We start from the raw sequence: 17637 nt of genomic DNA, 5'->3' as shown, positions 1-17637 counted from the left end.
CGCGTTGGCCGTATTGTCGGCCGGGTTACATGCCGTAGGTCTTGGGATCGACGTTCTTGAACATCTGGTTCCAGAACAGCTCGCGCAGCTGATCGCGGGTCTCGACCGGATCGACCAGATCAAGCCATTTGGCATACATGGCCTGGAATTCGGTGGCGATGGTTTCGGAATCCTCGACGCCGTAGGTGGTCTTGTAGGATGCCAGCGTGCTCGGCAGATCCTTGCGGGCGAAGTCGCGCATCTTTTCCATCACGGCCTCATCGCCATGCACCAGCTGGATGTTGCGATCCTTGGCCAGCTTTTCGTTGGTGATCGCATCGGCATAATAGCCCCAGGTGATATCGGCCGAGATCTGGCTTGCGCCCCACAGCATGGCACCGCGCTGCTCGTCATTCAGCTTGCGCCACGACTCGAGGTTCATGTTGTTGACCGCCACGTTCGACGACAGGCCGCCCGGCAGATCGACGGTCACGCTCTTGACGACATCGGCAAGGCTCATGTTGGTCAGTTCAGGCATCGACAGCTGGGTGCAATCGGCCACGCCCTGGCTCAGCGCCTCATAGGATTCGTTCGCAGGGAACGACACCGGGGTTGCGCCAAGTTCGGTGAACAGCCGGCTGACGACCGCATGGCTGACGCGGATCTTCATGCCTTTCAGCTCTTCCATGGTGCGCACCGGCTTGGTGCACAGCGCCATGTTGAGCGAGCTGGTCGCGCCCCCCATGTAGACCTGGTTCTGGCCCTGGAATTCCGACAGGCATTTCGGGCATTTGGTCAGGGTGTATTCGATCACCGCACCCGCATAGGCCACGCTTTCCTTGCCGCGCGGCTTTTGCAGGTTCACCATCAGCTGCATGTCCTGCATCAGCATGTAGCGCGGAAAATCCTTGGGCGTGAAGGCCGCGACCACATAGCCGATATCGGCCATCCCGTCGCGCAGGCCAGGGCCGGTCTCGACAAGGCTGAGAAGCGACATCGGGAAGTTGCGCACCGTCAGCGAGCCGCCCGAGCGTTCCTTGATCGCGGCCGCGTAATCCTCGGCCGCGATGCCCACGGTCGAGGCCGCCGGATAGCCGAACGCATATTTCAGCGTCTCGGCCGAGGCCGCACCCGCCCACATGAAGCCCGCTGCCGACGCGGCAAGCGCGCCGATCTTCCAAGTCCCCTTAGCCATTCCATTCCTCCCTGGATTTTTGCTGCGCCGTCGCCGCCGGGTTTGGCCCGACGGCAGTGTCCCTGCATTCGGGCGGGATGAACCTGCGCGCCGCTGCCCCTTGCTGGACGACGCCGGACACAGACCCCCACCTGACGTTCCGCTTGTCCCGGGCGGTCAGGCTCCTCCTGCTGCCGCCACGAAAACTCCACATAGTGGATACACAGAACGTGCGACGGCACCGCCCACCTGTCAAGAAATATGTCGCAAGCGCGCCGCATGATTTTCGCAAGATCGCCAATCAGGGGCAGTCCCCCGCCCGATCAGCCTGCAAAACACCGGGTCGCGCGCCGACGGCCGCCCATGAGGGGGAAGGGATCGCAGGGACCATGCGCAGGGCCCATGCTGCCCCCAGACCGCCCGCCACCCGGGCACGGCCGCACAATATGGAACGACGGCCCGGCGCCGATTCGCGCGCCGGCGCGGCCGGTCAGTGCAGATCCAGCGCGGCGCCGATCCGCTCTGCGGTCATGCGCAGAATCGGCAGGATGCGGTGCAGATGCTCTTCGCTCATGCGCTCGTGCGATGCGACGATCGAGAGCGACAGCGTCGGCAGCCCGCGCTCGGTCGGCACCACGACGCCAATGCCGCGAACGCCCGGAATGGGCTTGTCAGAAATATCGGCATAGCCGCGCGCGCGGGCCGTCGCGACACGGGCGCGGATCTCGTCACGGCTGACCGCAGACTGGTTATAGGCATAGGCGGACAGGACTTCCTCGATTTCGGCATCCTGCATCGCGGACAGCAAGGCGACCCCGCCAGTGCCGACACCCAGAAGGATCCGCTCGCCGATGCCGGCGACCTTGGCCTCGATCTCTTGCAAGCCATCGGCGCGGTCCAGGCAGACGGTTTCGGTGCCGGTCCGCACGGCAAGGAAACTGGTGTCCCCCGTATCCGAGGTCAGCGCGCGCAGATGCGGGCGGCACAGTTCCACCGCCCGGGCATGAAAGCCCGAGGCAAGGCCCAGCTCGAACGCAAGCGGGCCAAGACGATAGAGTTTCGTCTCGGCATCTTGCACCACGAATTGTTCGTGGATCAGCGCCAGCAGGATGCGCCGCACGGTGGGTTCGGTCAGCCCGGTGGACACCGCCAGATCGCGCAGCCGCCGCCCATCGGGCGCGCCGCGCGGGATAGCCCGCAGCACCTCGGCCGCCCGAGAGATCAGCTGGGCCCCCTGCGGTGCTTCATCGCGTTCCATGCTGCCCCCACCAGAATTTTACATTGTGGAAGCTGTAACGCCATTTGCAGGCGCTGTCACCTGCCTGCCGACCAGGGGCCCGCGTTTGCCCTGCGCCGGATCAGGCCAGCGACAGATCGACCCGGCCGACACCTTCTACGACAAAGCCATAGCGGCTGCCAGCCGCCGGGAACTGGGTCGGGATCAGGCTGCCGGTCATCACCAGATCGCCGCGCCGCAAGCCCCGGCCGCGGGCGGACAGGTGGTTCGCCAGCCATTCCAGCGGCACCAGCGGCCCCCCCAGCGCATCGCGGCCATAGCCCCGGTCCAGATGCGCGCCGTTCAGCGTGACGACACCTTCGCAGCCGGTCAGGTCGGCCGGCACCGGCGCCCAGTCGCCCAGCACCACACCGGCATTCCAGGAATTGTCGGCGATCAGCGATTCCACATCCAGCGTGGCATAATCGCAGTTGCGATCATCGACCATTTCCACGGCCGCTGCCGCCGCATCGACTGCGCGCGCCACCTCGGCCGCCGTATAGGGGGCGGCGCGCGCTGGCAGATCGGCGCCAAGGCGCAGGCAAATCTCGAATTCCAGCCCCAGCCGCCCATGATCGGCCAGCCGCGCCATGTGGCCCGAGGCATGCAACCGGCTGGCCAGCACCGCCCCGGCGACGGGCTGGTCGATGCCGCACATCTGCTGCATCCGCAGCGAGGTCAGCCCGATCTTCCAGCCGCGAATATCGCCCATGCCATCGGCCTGCATCGCGGCGACATGCGCCTCTTGCACCGCATAGGCATCGGCAAGTGTCGCACCGCCTCGGGCGCGGGCAAAGGGCACGAAACGCGCCCCCGCCAGGTGCTGACCCCGCAGCCAGCGCGCGGTCTGGGAATGGTCGGTCATGGCACCTGCTCCTGACTATCTGCGGCCATGGCGCGAGCCTGATCACGCAGCACGAACTTCTGGATCTTGCCGGTGGCCGTGCGCGGCAAGGGGCCAAAGACATAGCGTTTCGGCCGTTTGAACCCGGCCAGATGGGCGCGGCAGAACTGGTCCAGATCGGCCGGATCCGGCGCAACGCCCGGCTTCGGCTCGACAAAGGCCCAAGGCGTCTCGCCCCATTTCGGATGCGGGGCAGCCACCACGGCGGCAATCAGCACCGACGGGTGCTTGTGCAGCACGTTCTCGACCTCGAGGCTCGACATGTTCTCGCCGCCCGAGATGATGACGTCCTTGGCGCGGTCGCGGATCTGGATCTGTCCGTCCGGGTGCATCACCGCCAGATCGCCCGTGTGGAACATGCCCCCGGCAAAGGCCGCCTCGGTCGCCTCGGGGTTGCGGTAGTAGCCGGCCATCAGCGTGTTGCCGCGCAAGACGATCTCGCCCACCGTCTGGCCATCGGCGGGCACGTCGCGGCCCTGATCATCGACCACCCGCGGGGTCGAGGCGGTGATGTGCCGCTTGCCCTGACGGGCCAGCAGCTCGGCCCGCTCGGCAATGGTGCCGGGGGCGTCGGGGCCAGGATCGTTAAGCGTGGCCGGGCCATAGCTTTCGGTCAGGCCATAAAGATGGATCAGGTCGAACCCCAGCGTCTCCATCCCCTCCAGCAGCGCGGGGGTTGGCGCGGCGCCCCCGGTCGCCACCTTGACCCGCACCGGGGGCGGCGCCTTGGCCGCATGCAGCATCATGTAAAGAACCACTGGCGCGCAGGACATATGCGTGACCGCATGGCGTTCGATTTCCGACAGGATCAGCTCTGGGTCCACCTTGTCGAGGCAGACATGCAGGCCCCCTGCCGCCGTCACGGCCCAGGTCTGCGACCAGCCGTTGCAGTGAAACATCGGCAAGGTCCACAAGTATCGGCTGTCCGCCGTCAGCCCCAGCGCCAGAACATTGCCAAGCGCATTCATGCAGGCCCCGCGATGAGTATAGACCACCCCCTTGGGTCGCCCCGTCGTGCCCGAGGTATAGTTCAGCGCGATCGGCTGCCATTCGTCGGTGACATTCGCCCGCCAGTCCAGCGGCGCATCCGGGCCGGTGAACAGGTTCAGCCCCTCGGCCCCGCCCGCAGTGTCCGGCACCACATGCACCGGCACCTGCGCCCCGGCCAGATGCGCCAGCGTGGCGTTTTCGCAGATCACCAGCTTCGATCCGGCATGATCGAGGATATAGGCGATTTCCTCGGCCTCAAGGCGCGTGTTCAGCGCATTCAGCACCGCCCCCAGCGCCGGCACCGCGAAATGCGCCGCCAGCAGCTCGGGCCGGTTGGTCAGCATGACCGACACCACATCGCCCCGCCCGACGCCCTGCCCGGCCAGCCAATGCGCCATGCGCCGGATCATTGCGCCGAACTGATCCCAGCTCCACAGATCGTCCCGCCAGGCAACGGCCGGACGCGCGCCATGCACCAAAAGCGTGCGATCCAGCTGATCAAGCGGGCTTAGCGGCAGATGATTCGCCGCCCGCGCGGCAAGATGCGATTGGTCGAACATGGCCTCCCCTCCCTGTTCGGGGCCTGCAGGGCCCGGATGACTGGCGGCGCCCCTCCTGGCGCCGCCTCGCCTTACAGCGACGATACCAGATGGCCGCCATCGACCGCGATCACCGATCCGGTCATGTAGGCCCCGGCCTCCGAGGCCAGCAGCAACAGCGGCCCGTCCAGATCGCGCATCTGCCCCAGACGGCGCTGCGGAATGCGCCGGATCAGCGCCTGCCCGGGCTCGGATGCGAAAAATTCGGCATTCAGCGGTGTCTCGATATAGCCGGGGCACAGCGCGTTGACACGAATGCCATTGCGCGCCCATTCCAGCGCCAGCGCCTTGGACAGCTGGATCACCCCGGCCTTGGCCGCCGCATAGGCCGACAGGTTCCCTGCCACCCGCAGGCCCACGATCGAGGCCACATTGACGATGCTGCCGCCGACCTTTTCGGCCACCATCCGCGCCGCTGCGGCCTGCGCCACACGGAAGACGCCCGACAGGTCGGTGTCGATCACCCGCGACCAGTCAGCGTCCGGCATCTTCAGCGCGGGGCCATCCAGCGCAATGCCGGCATTGTTGATCACGATGTCAAACGGCGCCCCCGCACAGGCCGCCGCCACCGACTCGGGGCTGGTCACATCCAGCGCCACCGGCAGGGCCCGCCCGCCCTGCGCCGTCACCAGCGCCACGGTCTCGGCCAGCGCATCGGTGCGCCGCGCGGCCACCGTCACCTCGGCCCCGGCCGCGGCCAGCACCTGGGCAAAGTGACGGCCAAGGCCAGAGGAGGCCCCTGTCACCAGGGCGCGGCGTCCGGTCAGATCGGTCATGAAGGTTTGCCTTTTATCGAGCGAGCGTTCGATTTATTTTCTAGTCATGATTTGCCCGGTGTGACAAGTCTTGTGTTGCGCCCCTCTGGTCCGGGAACCCGCGATGTCCGATCAGCCGATCCTGCCGCAAGCGGCGCCTGCCGATCCCTCGGCCTACACGATGGAAACGCTGTGCCGGCTGATGCTCGAGCGCAACCGCGCGACGATCCGCGTGCAAAAGACGGCCTTTGCCCTGCCCAAGCTGGAACGCATCGTCACCGCCGCGCTGGACCTGTCGAATTCGCGCGGCTTTCAGGCCACCAGCCTGCGCGATCTCTCGGCCGCCTCGGGCGTGTCGATGGGCGGGATGTATGCCTATTTCGATGGCAAGACCACGCTTTTGCAGATGATCCTGTCCGAGGTCACCGCCGCCGTCACCGCCGTCCTTAGCCATCCCCCCGACCAGATCGCCGCCGATCCCCGCGCCCATCTGCTCTGGCTGATCGACACGCACATGCGGCTGACCGAAACCATGCTGCCCTGGTTCGTCTTTGCTTTCATGGAGGCAAAAGGCTTTCCCCCCGCCGAACGTCGCCAGGCGGTGGACAGCGAAGAACAGACCGAAGGCTACCTTGCCGAGGCACTCCGGCGCGGGATCGCAGCCGGCCGCTTTCGCCCCGAAACCTCGCCGCTTCTGCCAGCACTGATCAAGCCGCTCTTGCAGGACTGGTATGTCAAGCGCGCCAAGTATCGCCGCCGCAATGTCAGCATCGACAGCTATATCGCAACGGTGCAGGAAATGGTTCTTGCCACCTGCGATGCACAGCCCGCCCGTCACCTTGCGGCAGCTGCCCCCGCGCCCCGCTGAGCCCGCCAGCCAGGGGGCGCCCCCCCCCTTAGCATTGCGGCCACGCCCCCCTCTTTGCCTTTTGAAAATACCCTCGGGGGGTGAGGACCGGCCATGCCGGTCCGAGGGGGGCAGAAGGCCCCCCCTTCCTCTGTGTCCGCGCAACACCAGGATCAGAACGCGACGTTGCCCGCGCCCTTCAGCCCCAGCATGGCCCGCGCCTCGTCGGGCGTTGCGATCTCCAGCGACAGTTCCTTGAGGATCCGCACGATCTTGGCCACCTGCTCGGCGTTCGAGGTCGCCAGCTTGCCCTTTTCCAGAAAGATGCTGTCCTCGAGCCCCACCCGGACATGACCGCCCTGCAAGGCGTTGGTCACGGCAAAGGGCATCTGGTGACGCCCGGCCCCCAGGCACGAGAAATAGTAATCGTCCCCGAACAGCCGGTCCGCCGTGGCCTTCATGTGCAGCAGATGCTCCATCTCGGGCGCGATGCCGCCCAGAATGCCAAAGACGCCCTGCACGAACAGCGGCCCCTTGACCATGCCGCGATCGCGGAAATGCGCCAGGTTGTAAAGGTGGCCGATGTCATAGCATTCGAACTCGAACCGGGTGCCCGCTTCGGACAGCTCGGTAATCCCGCGCTCGATCTGGGCAAAGGTGTTCGACAGGATGAAATCCTTGGTCATCTCCAGATAGGGGCGTTCCCAGGGTTGCACGAACTCGGTGATCTTTGCCGCCGCCCCCGAGATGTTGAAGTTCAGCGAGCCCATGTTCATCGAGGCCAGTTCCGGCTGCGCCCATTTCGCCGCCGCAAGCCGCTCGTCCAGCGTCATGCCAAGGCCGCCGCCCGTGGTGATGTTGACCACGGCATCGCATTCGGCGCGGACCATCGGCAGGAAGCGGGCGTAATCCTCGGGCAACGACGATGGCGCGCCGGTGCCAGGCTTGCGGGCGTGCAGGTGCAAGATGGCGGCCCCTGCGCGGGCAGCGGCAATCGCCTCGGCACCGATCTGCTCGGCCGTCACGGGCAGATGGGGCGACATGGTGGGCGTGTGAATCGAGCCCGTGATCGCACAACTGACAATGACCTTGTTCGATTTCCGCATGGGTTCCTCCTGCTCGCAGATCGTCAGACGATTATTGCGGGCCAAGGCGGCGCCGTCCATGCCCCTTGATCGGCGGCAGCCGGGGGCCTTGCCCCCGGACCCCCAGGATATTTTCGGACAGATGAAAGCCTAGCCGCCCGAAAGCAGATGCAGGACATAGGCGCGGATGTCATCGGGCCAGTCGGCAATGTGCTGGGCCAGCAACGCGGCATCATCGGCATATAGGGCGCGGGCGGCCTCTTCGAAGCCGGGCAGATCGCCGGCAAGGGCGGACATGGCGCGATAGGCCGTATCGCGGGCCTGACGCCGCGCCGCGCGGGCATCCTTCATCGCCGCGTTGATCAGTTTGCGCAGCGTGACAGACGCGCCACCTGGCTGGGCGGCCAGCCAGTCCCACTGATCGGGCAGCAAGGTCACCTCGCGCGCCGTGACGCCCAGTTTCGGACGGCCGCGGCCGCGTGGGGGTTCGGCATGGCGGGCGATCACCTCGGCCTCGGTGCCGCGCAGGTCAAGGTCGATGGCGTGGCCGGTGGTGTCATCGAAGACGAGTGGCAGGGCCTCGGGCGGCAGGGCGTGCAGATGGCGGGCGACCTCGGCCAAGGGGCCATGGGCGATGCGGCGGTGGTTCAGAAAGGCGGTAGCCGTTTTGGGCATGTCAGGGTCCGGTCTGGGTTCGCAACTATTATTACCCGGATATAATTGACAGGCAAGCCGCCTTGCCCTATCTGACGCCCATCGCACAGGAGAGGACGATGACATCCCAATCGCGCAAGGCGGCCGTTGCCGCCTGGAAGGACCGCAAACCCGATGCCGGGATCTATGCCGTGACCTGCGGCGATCTGGTCTGGGTCGGATCGACGCCTGCGCTGGCCGCGATCCGCAACCGGCTGTGGTTCACCCTCTCGCAGGGCGGCGCGACCAACCGCGCGATGCAGGCGGCCTGGACGGCCCATGGTGAAGCCGCCTTTGGCTTTGAGGTGCTGGAGCGGATCGAGGAAGAGGACAGCCAGCTGGCACGGGCCGAGATGCTGAAGGATCGCGCCGCGCATTGGCGGGCGGCGCGGGGTGCCCAGGCGGTCTGAGGTCGCATCCGGTCTCTGGCCCCCTTGGACCAGCAGCGCCCCCGAGGGTCTTGGTGCGGCCGCTCAGGGCGGCGCGCATCCCTCGCCCGACCACAGGCGCAGCGGGGCGCCTTCGGTGGTGCCAAGGTCATGGCAGGTGCCATTCGCGCAAAGCCGCCAGCCCGAAGGCGTGGCGCCCGAACTTGCCAGCACCACCACCCGCTGCGGCGGCAGCGACACACGGTAGCGCCAGCCGCCCGGAACGGCCCAGGCGCCTTCGGGAAGCTCCATCCCGGCGCCTGGCCCCTGGATCGTCGCCTCGACCGGGCGCACGCCATCCACGTCCACCACCCAGCTTTCCTGCCATTGGGTCAAGGTGACGGAATGGGTCCATTCCAGGGTAAAGCGATCCGCCGCCAGCGCCAGAACGGCCCCGGCGGCGGCAACACACAGCATCAGGCGGCCACCGGGCTGGCCGGCCCGCGGCGGTGGCGCATGATGTGCTGGGCCACGAACGCGATGCCAAGGGCAAAGCCCGCCAGATCGGTTTCCATCCCCGGCGTCACCAGCAAGATCCCGGCCGCCAGCGCCACCGCGCGTTCCCACAAGGCCGCGCGCACCACAAGAAAGCCGACCACCGCGATGCCCCACAGGCCAACCGCAAAGGCCGCCTGCGCCACCGTCCACAGGAATTCGGCCCAGTAGCCGACATTTTCCGCCAGGAACGAGCCCGGATAGGGATCTTGCAGCATCAGCACCGGCGAATAGACCGCGATGAACGGCATCACGAACCCTGCCACCGCCAGCTTGGTCGCGTCGATGGAAATCCGCAGGCCCGAGACCTTGGCCATCGGCGCCGCCGCGAAACAGGCCAGCGCGACCGGGGGCGTGAGATCCGCCATGATGCCGAAGTAGAACACGAACATGTGGCTGACCAGCAGCGGCACGCCCAGCTGTTCCAGCGCGGGACCGGCCAGCGACGAGGTGATGATGTAGTTCGGGATCGTCGGGATGCCCATCCCGAGGATCAGGCAGGTGATCATCACCAGCACCAGCGACAGGAACAGGTTGTTCTCGCCAATGCGGATCACCGCGCCGATGAAGGTCGAGGCGATGCCCGTCAGCGTCAGCGTGCCGATCACGATACCGACAATGGCACAGGCCGCCGCCACCGGCAGGGCATTGCGCGCACCCTGCGCCAGCGAATCGCGCACGATCACCAGCGCCTCGCGCCCGCCCTTGACCACGACGCAAACCGCCAGCAGCACCGCGATGACGATCATCAGAAGGTTGACGCCATAGTTCAGGAAGGCCGCCGACGCGATGCCAAGCGCCACCCAGAAGGCAAAGCGGAAGGCGACCGGCCCGATGGTCGCGGCAATCGCCGTGCCCAGGATCAGCACCACCACCAGCGCCAGCGCCATCGACCCGGCAAAGATCGGCGTGTAGTTGGCGAACAGCATGAACACCAGCGATCCCAGCGGGATCAGCAGCATCCATTGCTTCTTCAGCGCCTGCCAGGGGCTGGGCAGCTGATCTTTCGACAGGCCCAGCAGGCCGTGCTTGCCCGATTCCAGATAGACGCTCCAGAAGCAGACACCGAAATACAGCAGCGCGGGCACGATGGCCGCGCGGACCACATCGCCATAGGGCAGGTTCAGCGTCTCTGCCATGATGAAGGCCACAGCGCCCATGACGGGGGGCAGGATCTGCCCGCCCATCGAGGCCGTCGCCTCGATCCCGCCGGCAAAGGCAGGGCGGAAGCCCGACTTCTTCATCAAGGGAATGGTGAACTGCCCCGAGGCAACGACATTCGCCACACCCGAGCCCGAGATCGTGCCCATCAGCGCCGAGGACAGCGTGCAGACCTGCGCCGCGCCGCCGCGCCAGTGGCCCACCAGGCCCAGCGCGACATCGTTGAACAGATCCAGCATCCCGGCGCGTTCCAGGAAGGCCGCGAACACCACGAAGATGAAGATATAGGCCGACGAGACATAGACCGGCGATCCATAGATCCCTTCGGTGCCAAAACCGAAATGTTCGATCAGCAGCTCCCAGTCATAGCCGCGGTGCCCGAACAGGCCGGGCAGATGCTGACCCCAGGCGCAATAGGCCAGGAACACCCCGGCGATGATCGCCAGCGGCCAGCCCATCAGGCGGCGCGCCAGCCAGAACACCAGCGCGATCAGCAGACCGCCGACGATCAGGTCGGGCGTGGTCAGGAAGTTCGACCGCATGATCAGGTCTTTGTAGAAGACCCAGTTGTAAAGCCCGGTGCCAAAGCCCAGCAGGCCCAGCACCCAGTAAAAGGTTTGCCCGGCGCGCGATTTCGTCAGCAGGTTGCCGATCAGGATGAAGCCCAGCAGCAGCACGAAGCCGACATGCATGGCGCGCACGATCTGGCTGGCCAGCGTGCCATAGGCGGCGACCCACAGCTGGAACAGCGAAAAGGTAAAGGCGATCCAGAAGGCGATGCGGCCCGGAAGGCCCTCGCCGAAACCGGGGGGCAGGCCCTCGATCTTCTCTTCGCCGGGATGGGGGTCGTGGGAATGGATGGGCTGGCTCATGGCGTCTCCTTGGGGCCGGGAACGGCAAGGGGCGCGCGGGGGGCAAGGCCCCGCGCGTCCCTTGGGTTCAGGCAGGGGCATGGGCCCCTGCCCGGCCGCTCATCACTTCAGGACACCGATTTCGCGGTAGTACTTTTCCGCGCCCGGATGCAGCGGGATCGGCAGCGCCTGCACCGCCTTGGCCGGATCCAGCGCCGAGGCCGCCGAATGCGCGGCCTTCAGCTTGGCGATGTTCTCGAACATCAGCTTGGTCATCTGGTAGACGGTTTCCTCGGACACCTTGTCCGAGGTGACCAGAATGTTGGTCACCGCCGCGGTCGGCACATCGGCGGTCTGGCCATTGTAGGTGCCGGCCGGGATCACCGAGGGCTTGTAGGGCGCGCCGATCTTTTCCACCACCTCGGCCGGAACCGAGACGATGTTGATCTCGTGGGTGGTCGCCAGATCCTTGATGAAGGCCGCGCCCAGACCCGACGATTGCAGCGTCGATTGCAGCTGGCGGTTCTTGATCAGCTCGGCCGATTCCGAATAGGGCAGGAACTCGACCTTGGCCATGTCGTCATAGCTCATGCCTGCACCGGCAAAGATGGCACGGGCGTTCAGCTCGGTCCCCGAGGCAGGCGCGCCGACCGAGATGGTCTTGCCCTTGAGGTCGGTCACGGTCGCGATGCCGGCCGATTTTTCCGCGATGATCTGGATGTAGTTGTCATACATCCCGCCGATCGCGCGCAGGTTCTTCAGCGGCGCCTTGAAGCCCGCTTCCTGCTTGCCTTCCCAGCCCGCCATGACGGAATCGCCCAGGGCAAAGGCCACCTCGCCGCGGCCCGAGGCCAGCAGGTTCAGGTTCTCGACCGAGGCCTTGGTGGCCTGCACCTGGGTGCGCGCGCCGGGAATGCCTTCGGCGTAAAGTTCCGACAGGGCCACGCCCAGCGGATAATAGACGCCCGAGGTGCCGCCGGTCAGCACGTTGATGAATTCGGCCCGCGCGCCGGTGGTGGCGGCCCCAAGGCTGGCCACGCCAATGGCGGCACCCGCGATGAACTGGAACATGCGAGACATGGGTATTCCCCTCCCTTGTGAATCGGCCTTCAGGGTGCGGGAGCATCGGGCTTGAACAAAGGAATTTTTTCCCTTCGCCCGATTTCTGGGCGATTTTCGGGAAAACCTTCGTGAAACAAGGCGGTAACGAAATCGTGGCCATCCTGTGATGGTGTCCCCTTCTGGCGGAAATCCGCCAGGGGCCGCCTGTCTGGCGGATTTCCGCCAGGCTGTGCGCAGGGCCGGCTCAGCCGCCCTCGCCGCCGCGCAATCCGTAACGGGCAATCTTTTCGTTCAAGGTCCGGCGCGGCAGGCCCAGCAACTCGGCCGCAGCCGCCGAGGATCCGCCGCAGCGCGCCAGCGCCTCGGCAATGGCGCGCGATTCAAACTCGGCCACCCGCCGCGGCAAGGGCAGGCTGTCATCGGGCACCGGATCGGCCGAGGCGCCTGCCCGTGCGCGATCCTCGCGCAGACCCAGCACATGGCGTTCCGCAACGGCCTGCAACTGTGCCAGGTTTCCCGGCCATGGCCGGGCGCGCAGGGCCTCCATCTCGGCCGGGCCAGGGTCGGGGACGGGGCGGCGGAACCGCGTTGCCGCCTCGTGCAGGAACTGGGTGTACAGCAGCCCGATATCCTCGCGCCGCTCGGCCAGGGCGGGCACGCGCAACCCGGCGCTGGCCAGACGGAAATACAGATCCTGCCGGAACCGCCCCTGCCGCGCCAGCGCTGCCAGATCCTCGGGGCTCGAGGCGATCAGCCGCACATCCACCGGGCGCGGCGCATTGCCGCCCAGCCGCACCACGGCGCGGTCTTGCAGCACCCGGAACAGGCGCAGCTGCAATCCGGGCGACAGCGCGTGAATCCCCGCCAGATAGATCGTCCCGCCATTGGCGAATTCGAACCGGCTGGCGCGTTCCGTGCTGGTGCCCGGCAAGGCGCCGCGTTCATGGCCGAGCAGTTCCGCCTCGAGCGCGGCCTCGGGGATGGCCGTGCAGTCCAGCGCCACGAACGGCCGGCGCGCGCGGCGCGAGATGTCATGGATCAGCCGGGCCAGCGTCTCGCGCCCCGATCCCGCCTCGCCGGTCAGCAGCACATCAACCGGCACGTCCGCCAGCTGCAACACCGCCTCGCGCAGCTGCACGATGGCAGGCGAGCGCCCGGCAAGGCGCTGTTCCACCCGGTCGCGGCGGGTCTGCGGGGCGCGGGCCTGGGCGATCTCGCGCCGCAGGCGGCGCCATTCGACGGCGCGGTCCAGCACCGCGACCAGATATTCGGCCATATAGGGCTTTTCGATGAAATCATGCGCCCCGTCGCGCATGGCCGCCACCGCGACCGGCACATCGGCATGGGCCGACATCAGGATCACCGGCAGGTCCGGGTCACGCTCGCGCAGCGCGGCCATCAGCCGATCGCCTGGCAAATCGGGCATCCGCAGATCGGTCAGCACCGCATCGCAGCGCGCCGGGTCGATCCCGCCCAGCGCCTGCACCGGATCGGACCAGGTGTCGACCGTAAAGCCCGAACTTTCCAGCCAGTCCGCCGCCGCTGCGCACAGGCCCGGTTCATCATCGACAAAGACGATATGGCCACGGGTCGTCATGCGGCCTCTCCGGCGCGGGCGGCCGCCGCAGGCAGGCGCAGGATGGCGGCGGTGCCGTGCGGGCCGGTATCGAACCGCAAGGTTCCCTGCATCTGTTCCAGCAGCGATTGCACGATATAAAGCCCCAGCCCCAGCCCCTCGCCCGTGCGGGTGGTGACAAAGGGTTCCATCACCTCGGCCAGCATGTCGGGCGCAATGCCGGGGCCGCTGTCGGTGATGCGGATCTCGACATCCCCTGCCCCGCCGATAGCCTGCACGCTGACGCGGCGGGGGCGGTCACTGCGCGCCGCTGCCTCGAGCGCGTTCAGCATCAGGTTGGTCAGCACCTGTTCCAGCCGGGGCGCATCGCCCTGAACCGCAGGCAGCGCGCCTTGCGGCAGATCCAGCCGCGCGCCAAGTTCGCGCGCGCGGGGCTCGACCAGCTCGGCTGCGGTCAGGACCACGCGGTCCAGCGCCACCGGCCCCAGCGCCACCGGCACCTGACGGCTGCCAAAGCCGCGCAGACGGCTGACGACGCCCTGCATGCGCCGCACCATGCTGCGCGCGCGGTCCAGCGCCGGGGCAAGGCGGTCGGCGGCCCCCCGCGCGCCATGCAGCTCTGCCGCCGCAAGGTTGTTGTCCAGCGCGGAAAGCGACTGGCCGACCTCGTGGACAATGGCGGCCGACATGCGCCCCAGCACCGCCAGCTTGGCCGCATGGATCAGGCTTTCCTGCGTGCGCAACAGCTCGGCCTCGGCGCGGCGACGTTCCTCGACCTCTTGCGCCAGCTCGCGGGTGCGCGCGGCGACGCGGGCCTCCAGCCGGTCAGCCTCGACCAGGCGCAGGCGCAAGATCTGCCGGCGCTGCATCAGCGCCAGCGCAAAGCTGAACAGCAAGAACCCCGCCGCCCCGGTGACGGCCGCCACCAGCATGGCCTGCACCCGCGCATCGGCCAGCGGCAGCGCGACCATCAGCCGCCAGTCGGTGCCGGCCACCGCGCCAAGGCCCAGCCGCACCTGCCCCTGTTCGGGGCGCGACATCACCCGGTCGCTGATCGGAAGCGGCACGGCCTGCGCAAGGTTCAGCCCGGCATAGCGCTGCTCGCGCCCCAGCCGCTCCAGCCCCGCCGCATCCAGCGGGGCCAGCGGGCGGAACCGCCAGCCGGGAACCGAGGACAGGAACACCACGCCATCGGCATCGGCCACCGCCGTCAGCTCGCCCGCGCGGGCCCAGGCGCCCTCCATCCGGCCCAGCTCCATCTTGACGACGGCCACCCCGCGCGGCGCATCGGCGCTGCCCAGACGCGCCGACAGAAAGGCGCCGGGCCGCCCCGTGGTCACGCCGATCGCGTAATAATGCGCGGTGCCCTCTGCCATGGCCTGCCGGAAATAGGGGCGAAAGCTGTAGTTCATGCCGATGAAACTGCCCGGCTCGTCCCAGTTCGCGGCCGCCAGCGTCACGCCCTGCGCGTCGATCAAATAGACCTCGTCGGCGCCCGTCAGCTCGCGCATCCGGCGCAGATAGGCATTGGCCCCGGCGACCGCTGCGGCATCATCGGGCCGGTCCAGCGCCGCCAGCAGGCGCGGATCCTCGCCCAGCACCCGCGGCAGGTGACGCAGCCGTTCCAGCTCGGAGGCCAGCACATGGCCGGTGATCGACAGCCGGTCCTCGATCCGGGCATCCAGCGCGGCCAGCGAGCTGCGGTAACTGCCCAAACCGGCCGCCCCCGCCGCCAGCACCGACACCAGCGCCATGGCGCCCAGCAGCACCACGCGCCGCGGACTGCGCTCGCGCATCAATGCCTGCTGTGCAGACCAATCGGCCATCCGGTCCCCCTACGAGTGTCCCGGAGTGTTAGCGGCGCCGCCCTTGCGGGGCAAGCGTTGCAAAACCTTCAAGCAACCGTCGGGCTGTTGTCACACAGCCCGCCTAGGACGGGGCCGACCCAAGCCGGAGGCACCATGCTGGATGTTCGGAACCTCACTCGCATCTTCGGCGACCGCGCCGCGGTGAAGAACGTGAGCTTTTCCGTGGATCGACCCGCATTCGTCGGGGTGATCGGCCGCTCGGGGGCAGGCAAGTCCACCTTGCTGCGCATGATCAACCGGCTGACCGATGCAAGTTCGGGCCAGATCCTGGTCGACGGGCAAGACGTGCTGACCCTGCGCGGCGCCCATCGCCGCCAGTGGCAGGGCCAGTGCGCGATGATCTTCCAGCAGTTCAACCTGGTGCCGCGGATGGATGTGGCCTCGAACGTGCTGCACGGCATCCTGTCGCGCCGGTCGACCCTTGCGACCATGTTCAATCTGTGGCCCCAGGCCGACATCCTGAAGGCGCTGGAAATCCTTGACCGGCTGGGCATTGCCGAACAGGCCCCGAAACGGGCCGAGGCCCTGTCGGGCGGCCAGCAGCAGCGCGTCGCCATTGCCCGCGCGCTGATGCAGGATCCCAAGATCATTCTGGCGGATGAACCCATCGCCAGCCTCGACCCGATGAATGCGCAAGTCGTGATGGACACGCTGCGCCGCATCAATGTCGAGGATGGCCGCATGGTCGTCGCCAACCTGCACACGCTGGATACCGCGCGGCGCTATTGCGACCGGGTGATCGGCATGCGCGATGGCCGCGTGGTGTTCGACGGCACGCCCGACCAGCTGTCCACGGGCGTTGCCCGCGACATCTATGGCGCCGATGCCAGCTTCAACGAGGCCGCGACCTCGACCGCCATTCCCACCGATACCGCAGCCGACCGCGCCTATGCGGACCGGATGCTGTCCTGACGACCCGTTCACCCCTTGCATGGAGCATCCCATGAAGACCCTTGCTGCCGCCCTGCTGGCTGCCACCACCGCCCTTGCCTCGGCGGCCTCGGCCGAAGGCATCACCCAGTTCAACCTTGGCATTCTGGGCGGCGAGAACGCACAGGACCGCCTGACCAACCAGGAATGCTACCGCGCCAAGATCGAAGCCGCGCTTGGCGTTCCGGTCAAGGTGTTCACCCCGGCCGACTATGACGGCGTGATCCAGGGCCTGCTGGGCGGCACGCTGGACATGGCCTGGCTGGGCGCCTCGGGCTATGCCAAGATCTATCTGAACAACCCCGATGCCGTCGAAGCCGTGCTGACCAAGCAGAACGTCGATGGCTCGACCGGCTATTATTCGGTGGGCTTTGCCCGCAAGGACAGCGGCATCACCTCGATGGCCGATGCCAAGGGCAAGGTCTTTGCCTTTGCCGAACCGAACTCGACCTCGGGCTATCTGGTGCCGGGCGCCGAGCTGACCGCGATGTTCGGCCCGCTGGATGGCTACTTCAAGGAAGTCAAATTCTCGGGCGGGCATGAACAGACCATCGTCGGCGTCGCCAATGGCGATTTCGATGCCGGCGTCAGCTGGGCCGACGGTCTGGGCAACTGGGAAGACGGCTACAACTCGGGCGCCTTCCGCCGTGCCTCGGATGCCGGTCTGGTCGACATGAACGATCTGGTCGAGATCTGGAAATCGAAGCTGATCCCCGAAGGCCCGATGGTCGTGCGCAAGGCGCTGCCGCAGGACGTCAAGGACAAGGTCACGAAACTGACCGCCGATCTGCACGAGACGGACGCAAAATGCGCCTATGGTGTCGCAGCCGGCGAGGCCAAGGACTTTGTTCCGGTGACCCATGCCGAATACGAAGGCATCGTCGCAGCCCGCAAGCTGCAGGAATCGGCCAAGAAGAACTGAGATTTCAAAAGCCTCTGCCGTGTCCCCGCATCCGGGGGCACG

16 protein-coding genes are annotated in these 17637 nt (G+C 67.1%); 4 read left to right on the top strand and 12 right to left on the bottom strand.

The window, feature by feature from the left end:
• Nucleotides 1-25: 25 nt before the first annotated feature.
• The 5 genes from G481_RS0103920 to G481_RS0103900 all read right to left on the bottom strand — a co-directional run bounded on the left by G481_RS0103920 (nucleotide 26) and on the right by G481_RS0103900 (nucleotide 5698).
• The gene (locus G481_RS0103920; protein WP_028028854.1) at nucleotides 26-1174 is read right to left on the bottom strand and encodes a C4-dicarboxylate TRAP transporter substrate-binding protein; all 1149 of its coding nucleotides are present in this window, start codon (nucleotides 1172-1174) and stop codon (nucleotides 26-28) included.
• Nucleotides 1175-1643: 469 nt separating this feature from the next.
• Nucleotides 1644-2411 (bottom strand): IclR family transcriptional regulator, encoded by a 768-nt coding sequence (locus G481_RS0103915; RefSeq protein WP_028028853.1) that lies wholly within the window; start codon nucleotides 2409-2411, stop codon nucleotides 1644-1646.
• Between the two features lie 100 nt (nucleotides 2412-2511).
• The gene (locus tag G481_RS0103910) at nucleotides 2512-3294 is read right to left on the bottom strand and encodes a 2-keto-4-pentenoate hydratase (protein WP_051294288.1); all 783 of its coding nucleotides are present in this window, start codon (nucleotides 3292-3294) and stop codon (nucleotides 2512-2514) included.
• Nucleotides 3291-4883 carry an AMP-binding protein gene (locus G481_RS0103905; RefSeq protein ID WP_028028851.1) on the bottom strand — a complete coding sequence of 531 codons (1593 nt, stop codon included), beginning with the start codon at nucleotides 4881-4883 and terminating at the stop codon, nucleotides 3291-3293. Before G481_RS0103905 ends, G481_RS0103910 begins: the two co-directional genes overlap by 4 nt.
• 71 nt (nucleotides 4884-4954) lie before the next feature.
• Nucleotides 4955-5698: an SDR family NAD(P)-dependent oxidoreductase gene (locus tag G481_RS0103900; RefSeq protein WP_028028850.1), complete on the bottom strand. Its 744-nt coding sequence runs from the start codon at nucleotides 5696-5698 to the stop codon at nucleotides 4955-4957.
• 103 nt (nucleotides 5699-5801) lie between these two features.
• Between G481_RS0103900 and G481_RS22770 the strand changes: the two genes are divergently transcribed.
• Complete coding sequence (locus G481_RS22770) at nucleotides 5802-6545, top strand: TetR/AcrR family transcriptional regulator (protein ID WP_051294287.1); 744 nt, start codon at nucleotides 5802-5804, stop codon at nucleotides 6543-6545.
• 152 nt (nucleotides 6546-6697) lie between these two features.
• On the opposite strand, the gene kce is transcribed toward G481_RS22770, so the two are convergent.
• On the bottom strand, nucleotides 6698-7630 hold the full coding sequence (gene kce / locus G481_RS0103890) for a 3,5-dioxohexanoate:acetyl-CoA acetone transferase (protein WP_028028849.1): 933 nt from the start codon (nucleotides 7628-7630) through the stop codon (nucleotides 6698-6700).
• Between the two features lie 129 nt (nucleotides 7631-7759).
• Nucleotides 7760-8284, bottom strand: coding sequence for a DUF2239 family protein (locus tag G481_RS0103885; protein WP_028028848.1), 525 nt, complete (start codon nucleotides 8282-8284; stop codon nucleotides 7760-7762).
• 98 nt (nucleotides 8285-8382) lie between these two features.
• On the opposite strand from G481_RS0103885, the gene G481_RS0103880 reads away from it, so the two are divergent.
• A complete protein-coding gene (locus G481_RS0103880; RefSeq protein ID WP_028028847.1) occupies nucleotides 8383-8712 on the top strand; it encodes a GIY-YIG nuclease family protein in 330 nt (109 codons plus the stop codon).
• Between the two features lie 63 nt (nucleotides 8713-8775).
• On the opposite strand, the gene G481_RS0103875 is transcribed toward G481_RS0103880, so the two are convergent.
• The 5 genes from G481_RS0103875 to G481_RS0103855 all read right to left on the bottom strand — a co-directional run bounded on the left by G481_RS0103875 (nucleotide 8776) and on the right by G481_RS0103855 (nucleotide 15671).
• Nucleotides 8776-9147: a DUF1850 domain-containing protein gene (locus G481_RS0103875; protein WP_245594920.1), complete on the bottom strand. Its 372-nt coding sequence runs from the start codon at nucleotides 9145-9147 to the stop codon at nucleotides 8776-8778.
• Nucleotides 9147-11258 carry a TRAP transporter permease gene (locus G481_RS0103870; RefSeq protein WP_028028845.1) on the bottom strand — a complete coding sequence of 704 codons (2112 nt, stop codon included), beginning with the start codon at nucleotides 11256-11258 and terminating at the stop codon, nucleotides 9147-9149. Before G481_RS0103870 ends, G481_RS0103875 begins: the two co-directional genes overlap by 1 nt.
• A gap of 102 nt (nucleotides 11259-11360) precedes the next feature.
• Complete coding sequence (locus tag G481_RS0103865) at nucleotides 11361-12317, bottom strand: TAXI family TRAP transporter solute-binding subunit (protein WP_028028844.1); 957 nt, start codon at nucleotides 12315-12317, stop codon at nucleotides 11361-11363.
• A gap of 226 nt (nucleotides 12318-12543) precedes the next feature.
• Nucleotides 12544-13896 carry a sigma-54-dependent transcriptional regulator gene (locus G481_RS0103860; RefSeq protein ID WP_028028843.1) on the bottom strand — a complete coding sequence of 451 codons (1353 nt, stop codon included), beginning with the start codon at nucleotides 13894-13896 and terminating at the stop codon, nucleotides 12544-12546.
• On the bottom strand, nucleotides 13893-15671 hold the full coding sequence (locus G481_RS0103855; protein WP_035025127.1) for a sensor histidine kinase: 1779 nt from the start codon (nucleotides 15669-15671) through the stop codon (nucleotides 13893-13895). Before G481_RS0103855 ends, G481_RS0103860 begins: the two co-directional genes overlap by 4 nt.
• 165 nt (nucleotides 15672-15836) lie before the next feature.
• Between G481_RS0103855 and phnC the strand changes: the two genes are divergently transcribed.
• Together phnC and phnD are read left to right on the top strand one after the other, a co-directional pair.
• Nucleotides 15837-16655, top strand: coding sequence for a phosphonate ABC transporter ATP-binding protein (gene phnC, locus G481_RS0103850; protein ID WP_028028841.1), 819 nt, complete (start codon nucleotides 15837-15839; stop codon nucleotides 16653-16655).
• Between the two features lie 31 nt (nucleotides 16656-16686).
• Nucleotides 16687-17595, top strand: a complete 909-nt coding sequence (gene phnD / locus G481_RS0103845; RefSeq protein WP_028028840.1) for a phosphonate ABC transporter substrate-binding protein — start codon at nucleotides 16687-16689, stop codon at nucleotides 17593-17595.
• Nucleotides 17596-17637 lie beyond the last annotated feature (42 nt).

This window comes from Gemmobacter nectariphilus DSM 15620 (assembly GCF_000429765.1).
Taxonomy (GTDB): domain Bacteria; phylum Pseudomonadota; class Alphaproteobacteria; order Rhodobacterales; family Rhodobacteraceae; genus Wagnerdoeblera; species Wagnerdoeblera nectariphila.
The sequence above is the reverse complement of the archived record's forward strand: the minus strand, read 5'-3'. Positions and strand labels throughout refer to the sequence as shown.

What these genes read in the sequence shown, in the direction of transcription:
- phnD (WP_028028840.1), top strand. Translation starts at nt 16,687, where the DNA reads ATGAAGACCCTTGCTGCCGCCCTGCTGGCTGCCACCACCGCCCTTGCC.
- G481_RS0103885 (WP_028028848.1), bottom strand. Translation starts at nt 8,284, where the DNA reads ATGCCCAAAACGGCTACCGCCTTTCTGAACCACCGCCGCATCGCCCAT.
- G481_RS0103870 (WP_028028845.1), bottom strand. Translation starts at nt 11,258, where the DNA reads ATGAGCCAGCCCATCCATTCCCACGACCCCCATCCCGGCGAAGAGAAG.
- G481_RS0103860 (WP_028028843.1), bottom strand. Translation starts at nt 13,896, where the DNA reads ATGACGACCCGTGGCCATATCGTCTTTGTCGATGATGAACCGGGCCTG.
- G481_RS0103855 (WP_035025127.1), bottom strand. Translation starts at nt 15,671, where the DNA reads ATGCGCGAGCGCAGTCCGCGGCGCGTGGTGCTGCTGGGCGCCATGGCG.
- G481_RS22770 (WP_051294287.1), top strand. Translation starts at nt 5,802, where the DNA reads ATGTCCGATCAGCCGATCCTGCCGCAAGCGGCGCCTGCCGATCCCTCG.
- G481_RS0103915 (WP_028028853.1), bottom strand. Translation starts at nt 2,411, where the DNA reads ATGGAACGCGATGAAGCACCGCAGGGGGCCCAGCTGATCTCTCGGGCG.
- kce (WP_028028849.1), bottom strand. Translation starts at nt 7,630, where the DNA reads ATGCGGAAATCGAACAAGGTCATTGTCAGTTGTGCGATCACGGGCTCG.
- G481_RS0103910 (WP_051294288.1), bottom strand. Translation starts at nt 3,294, where the DNA reads ATGACCGACCATTCCCAGACCGCGCGCTGGCTGCGGGGTCAGCACCTG.
- G481_RS0103920 (WP_028028854.1), bottom strand. Translation starts at nt 1,174, where the DNA reads ATGGCTAAGGGGACTTGGAAGATCGGCGCGCTTGCCGCGTCGGCAGCG.
- G481_RS0103900 (WP_028028850.1), bottom strand. Translation starts at nt 5,698, where the DNA reads ATGACCGATCTGACCGGACGCCGCGCCCTGGTGACAGGGGCCTCCTCT.
- phnC (WP_028028841.1), top strand. Translation starts at nt 15,837, where the DNA reads ATGCTGGATGTTCGGAACCTCACTCGCATCTTCGGCGACCGCGCCGCG.
- G481_RS0103905 (WP_028028851.1), bottom strand. Translation starts at nt 4,883, where the DNA reads ATGTTCGACCAATCGCATCTTGCCGCGCGGGCGGCGAATCATCTGCCG.
- G481_RS0103875 (WP_245594920.1), bottom strand. Translation starts at nt 9,147, where the DNA reads ATGCTGTGTGTTGCCGCCGCCGGGGCCGTTCTGGCGCTGGCGGCGGAT.
- G481_RS0103865 (WP_028028844.1), bottom strand. Translation starts at nt 12,317, where the DNA reads ATGTCTCGCATGTTCCAGTTCATCGCGGGTGCCGCCATTGGCGTGGCC.
- G481_RS0103880 (WP_028028847.1), top strand. Translation starts at nt 8,383, where the DNA reads ATGACATCCCAATCGCGCAAGGCGGCCGTTGCCGCCTGGAAGGACCGC.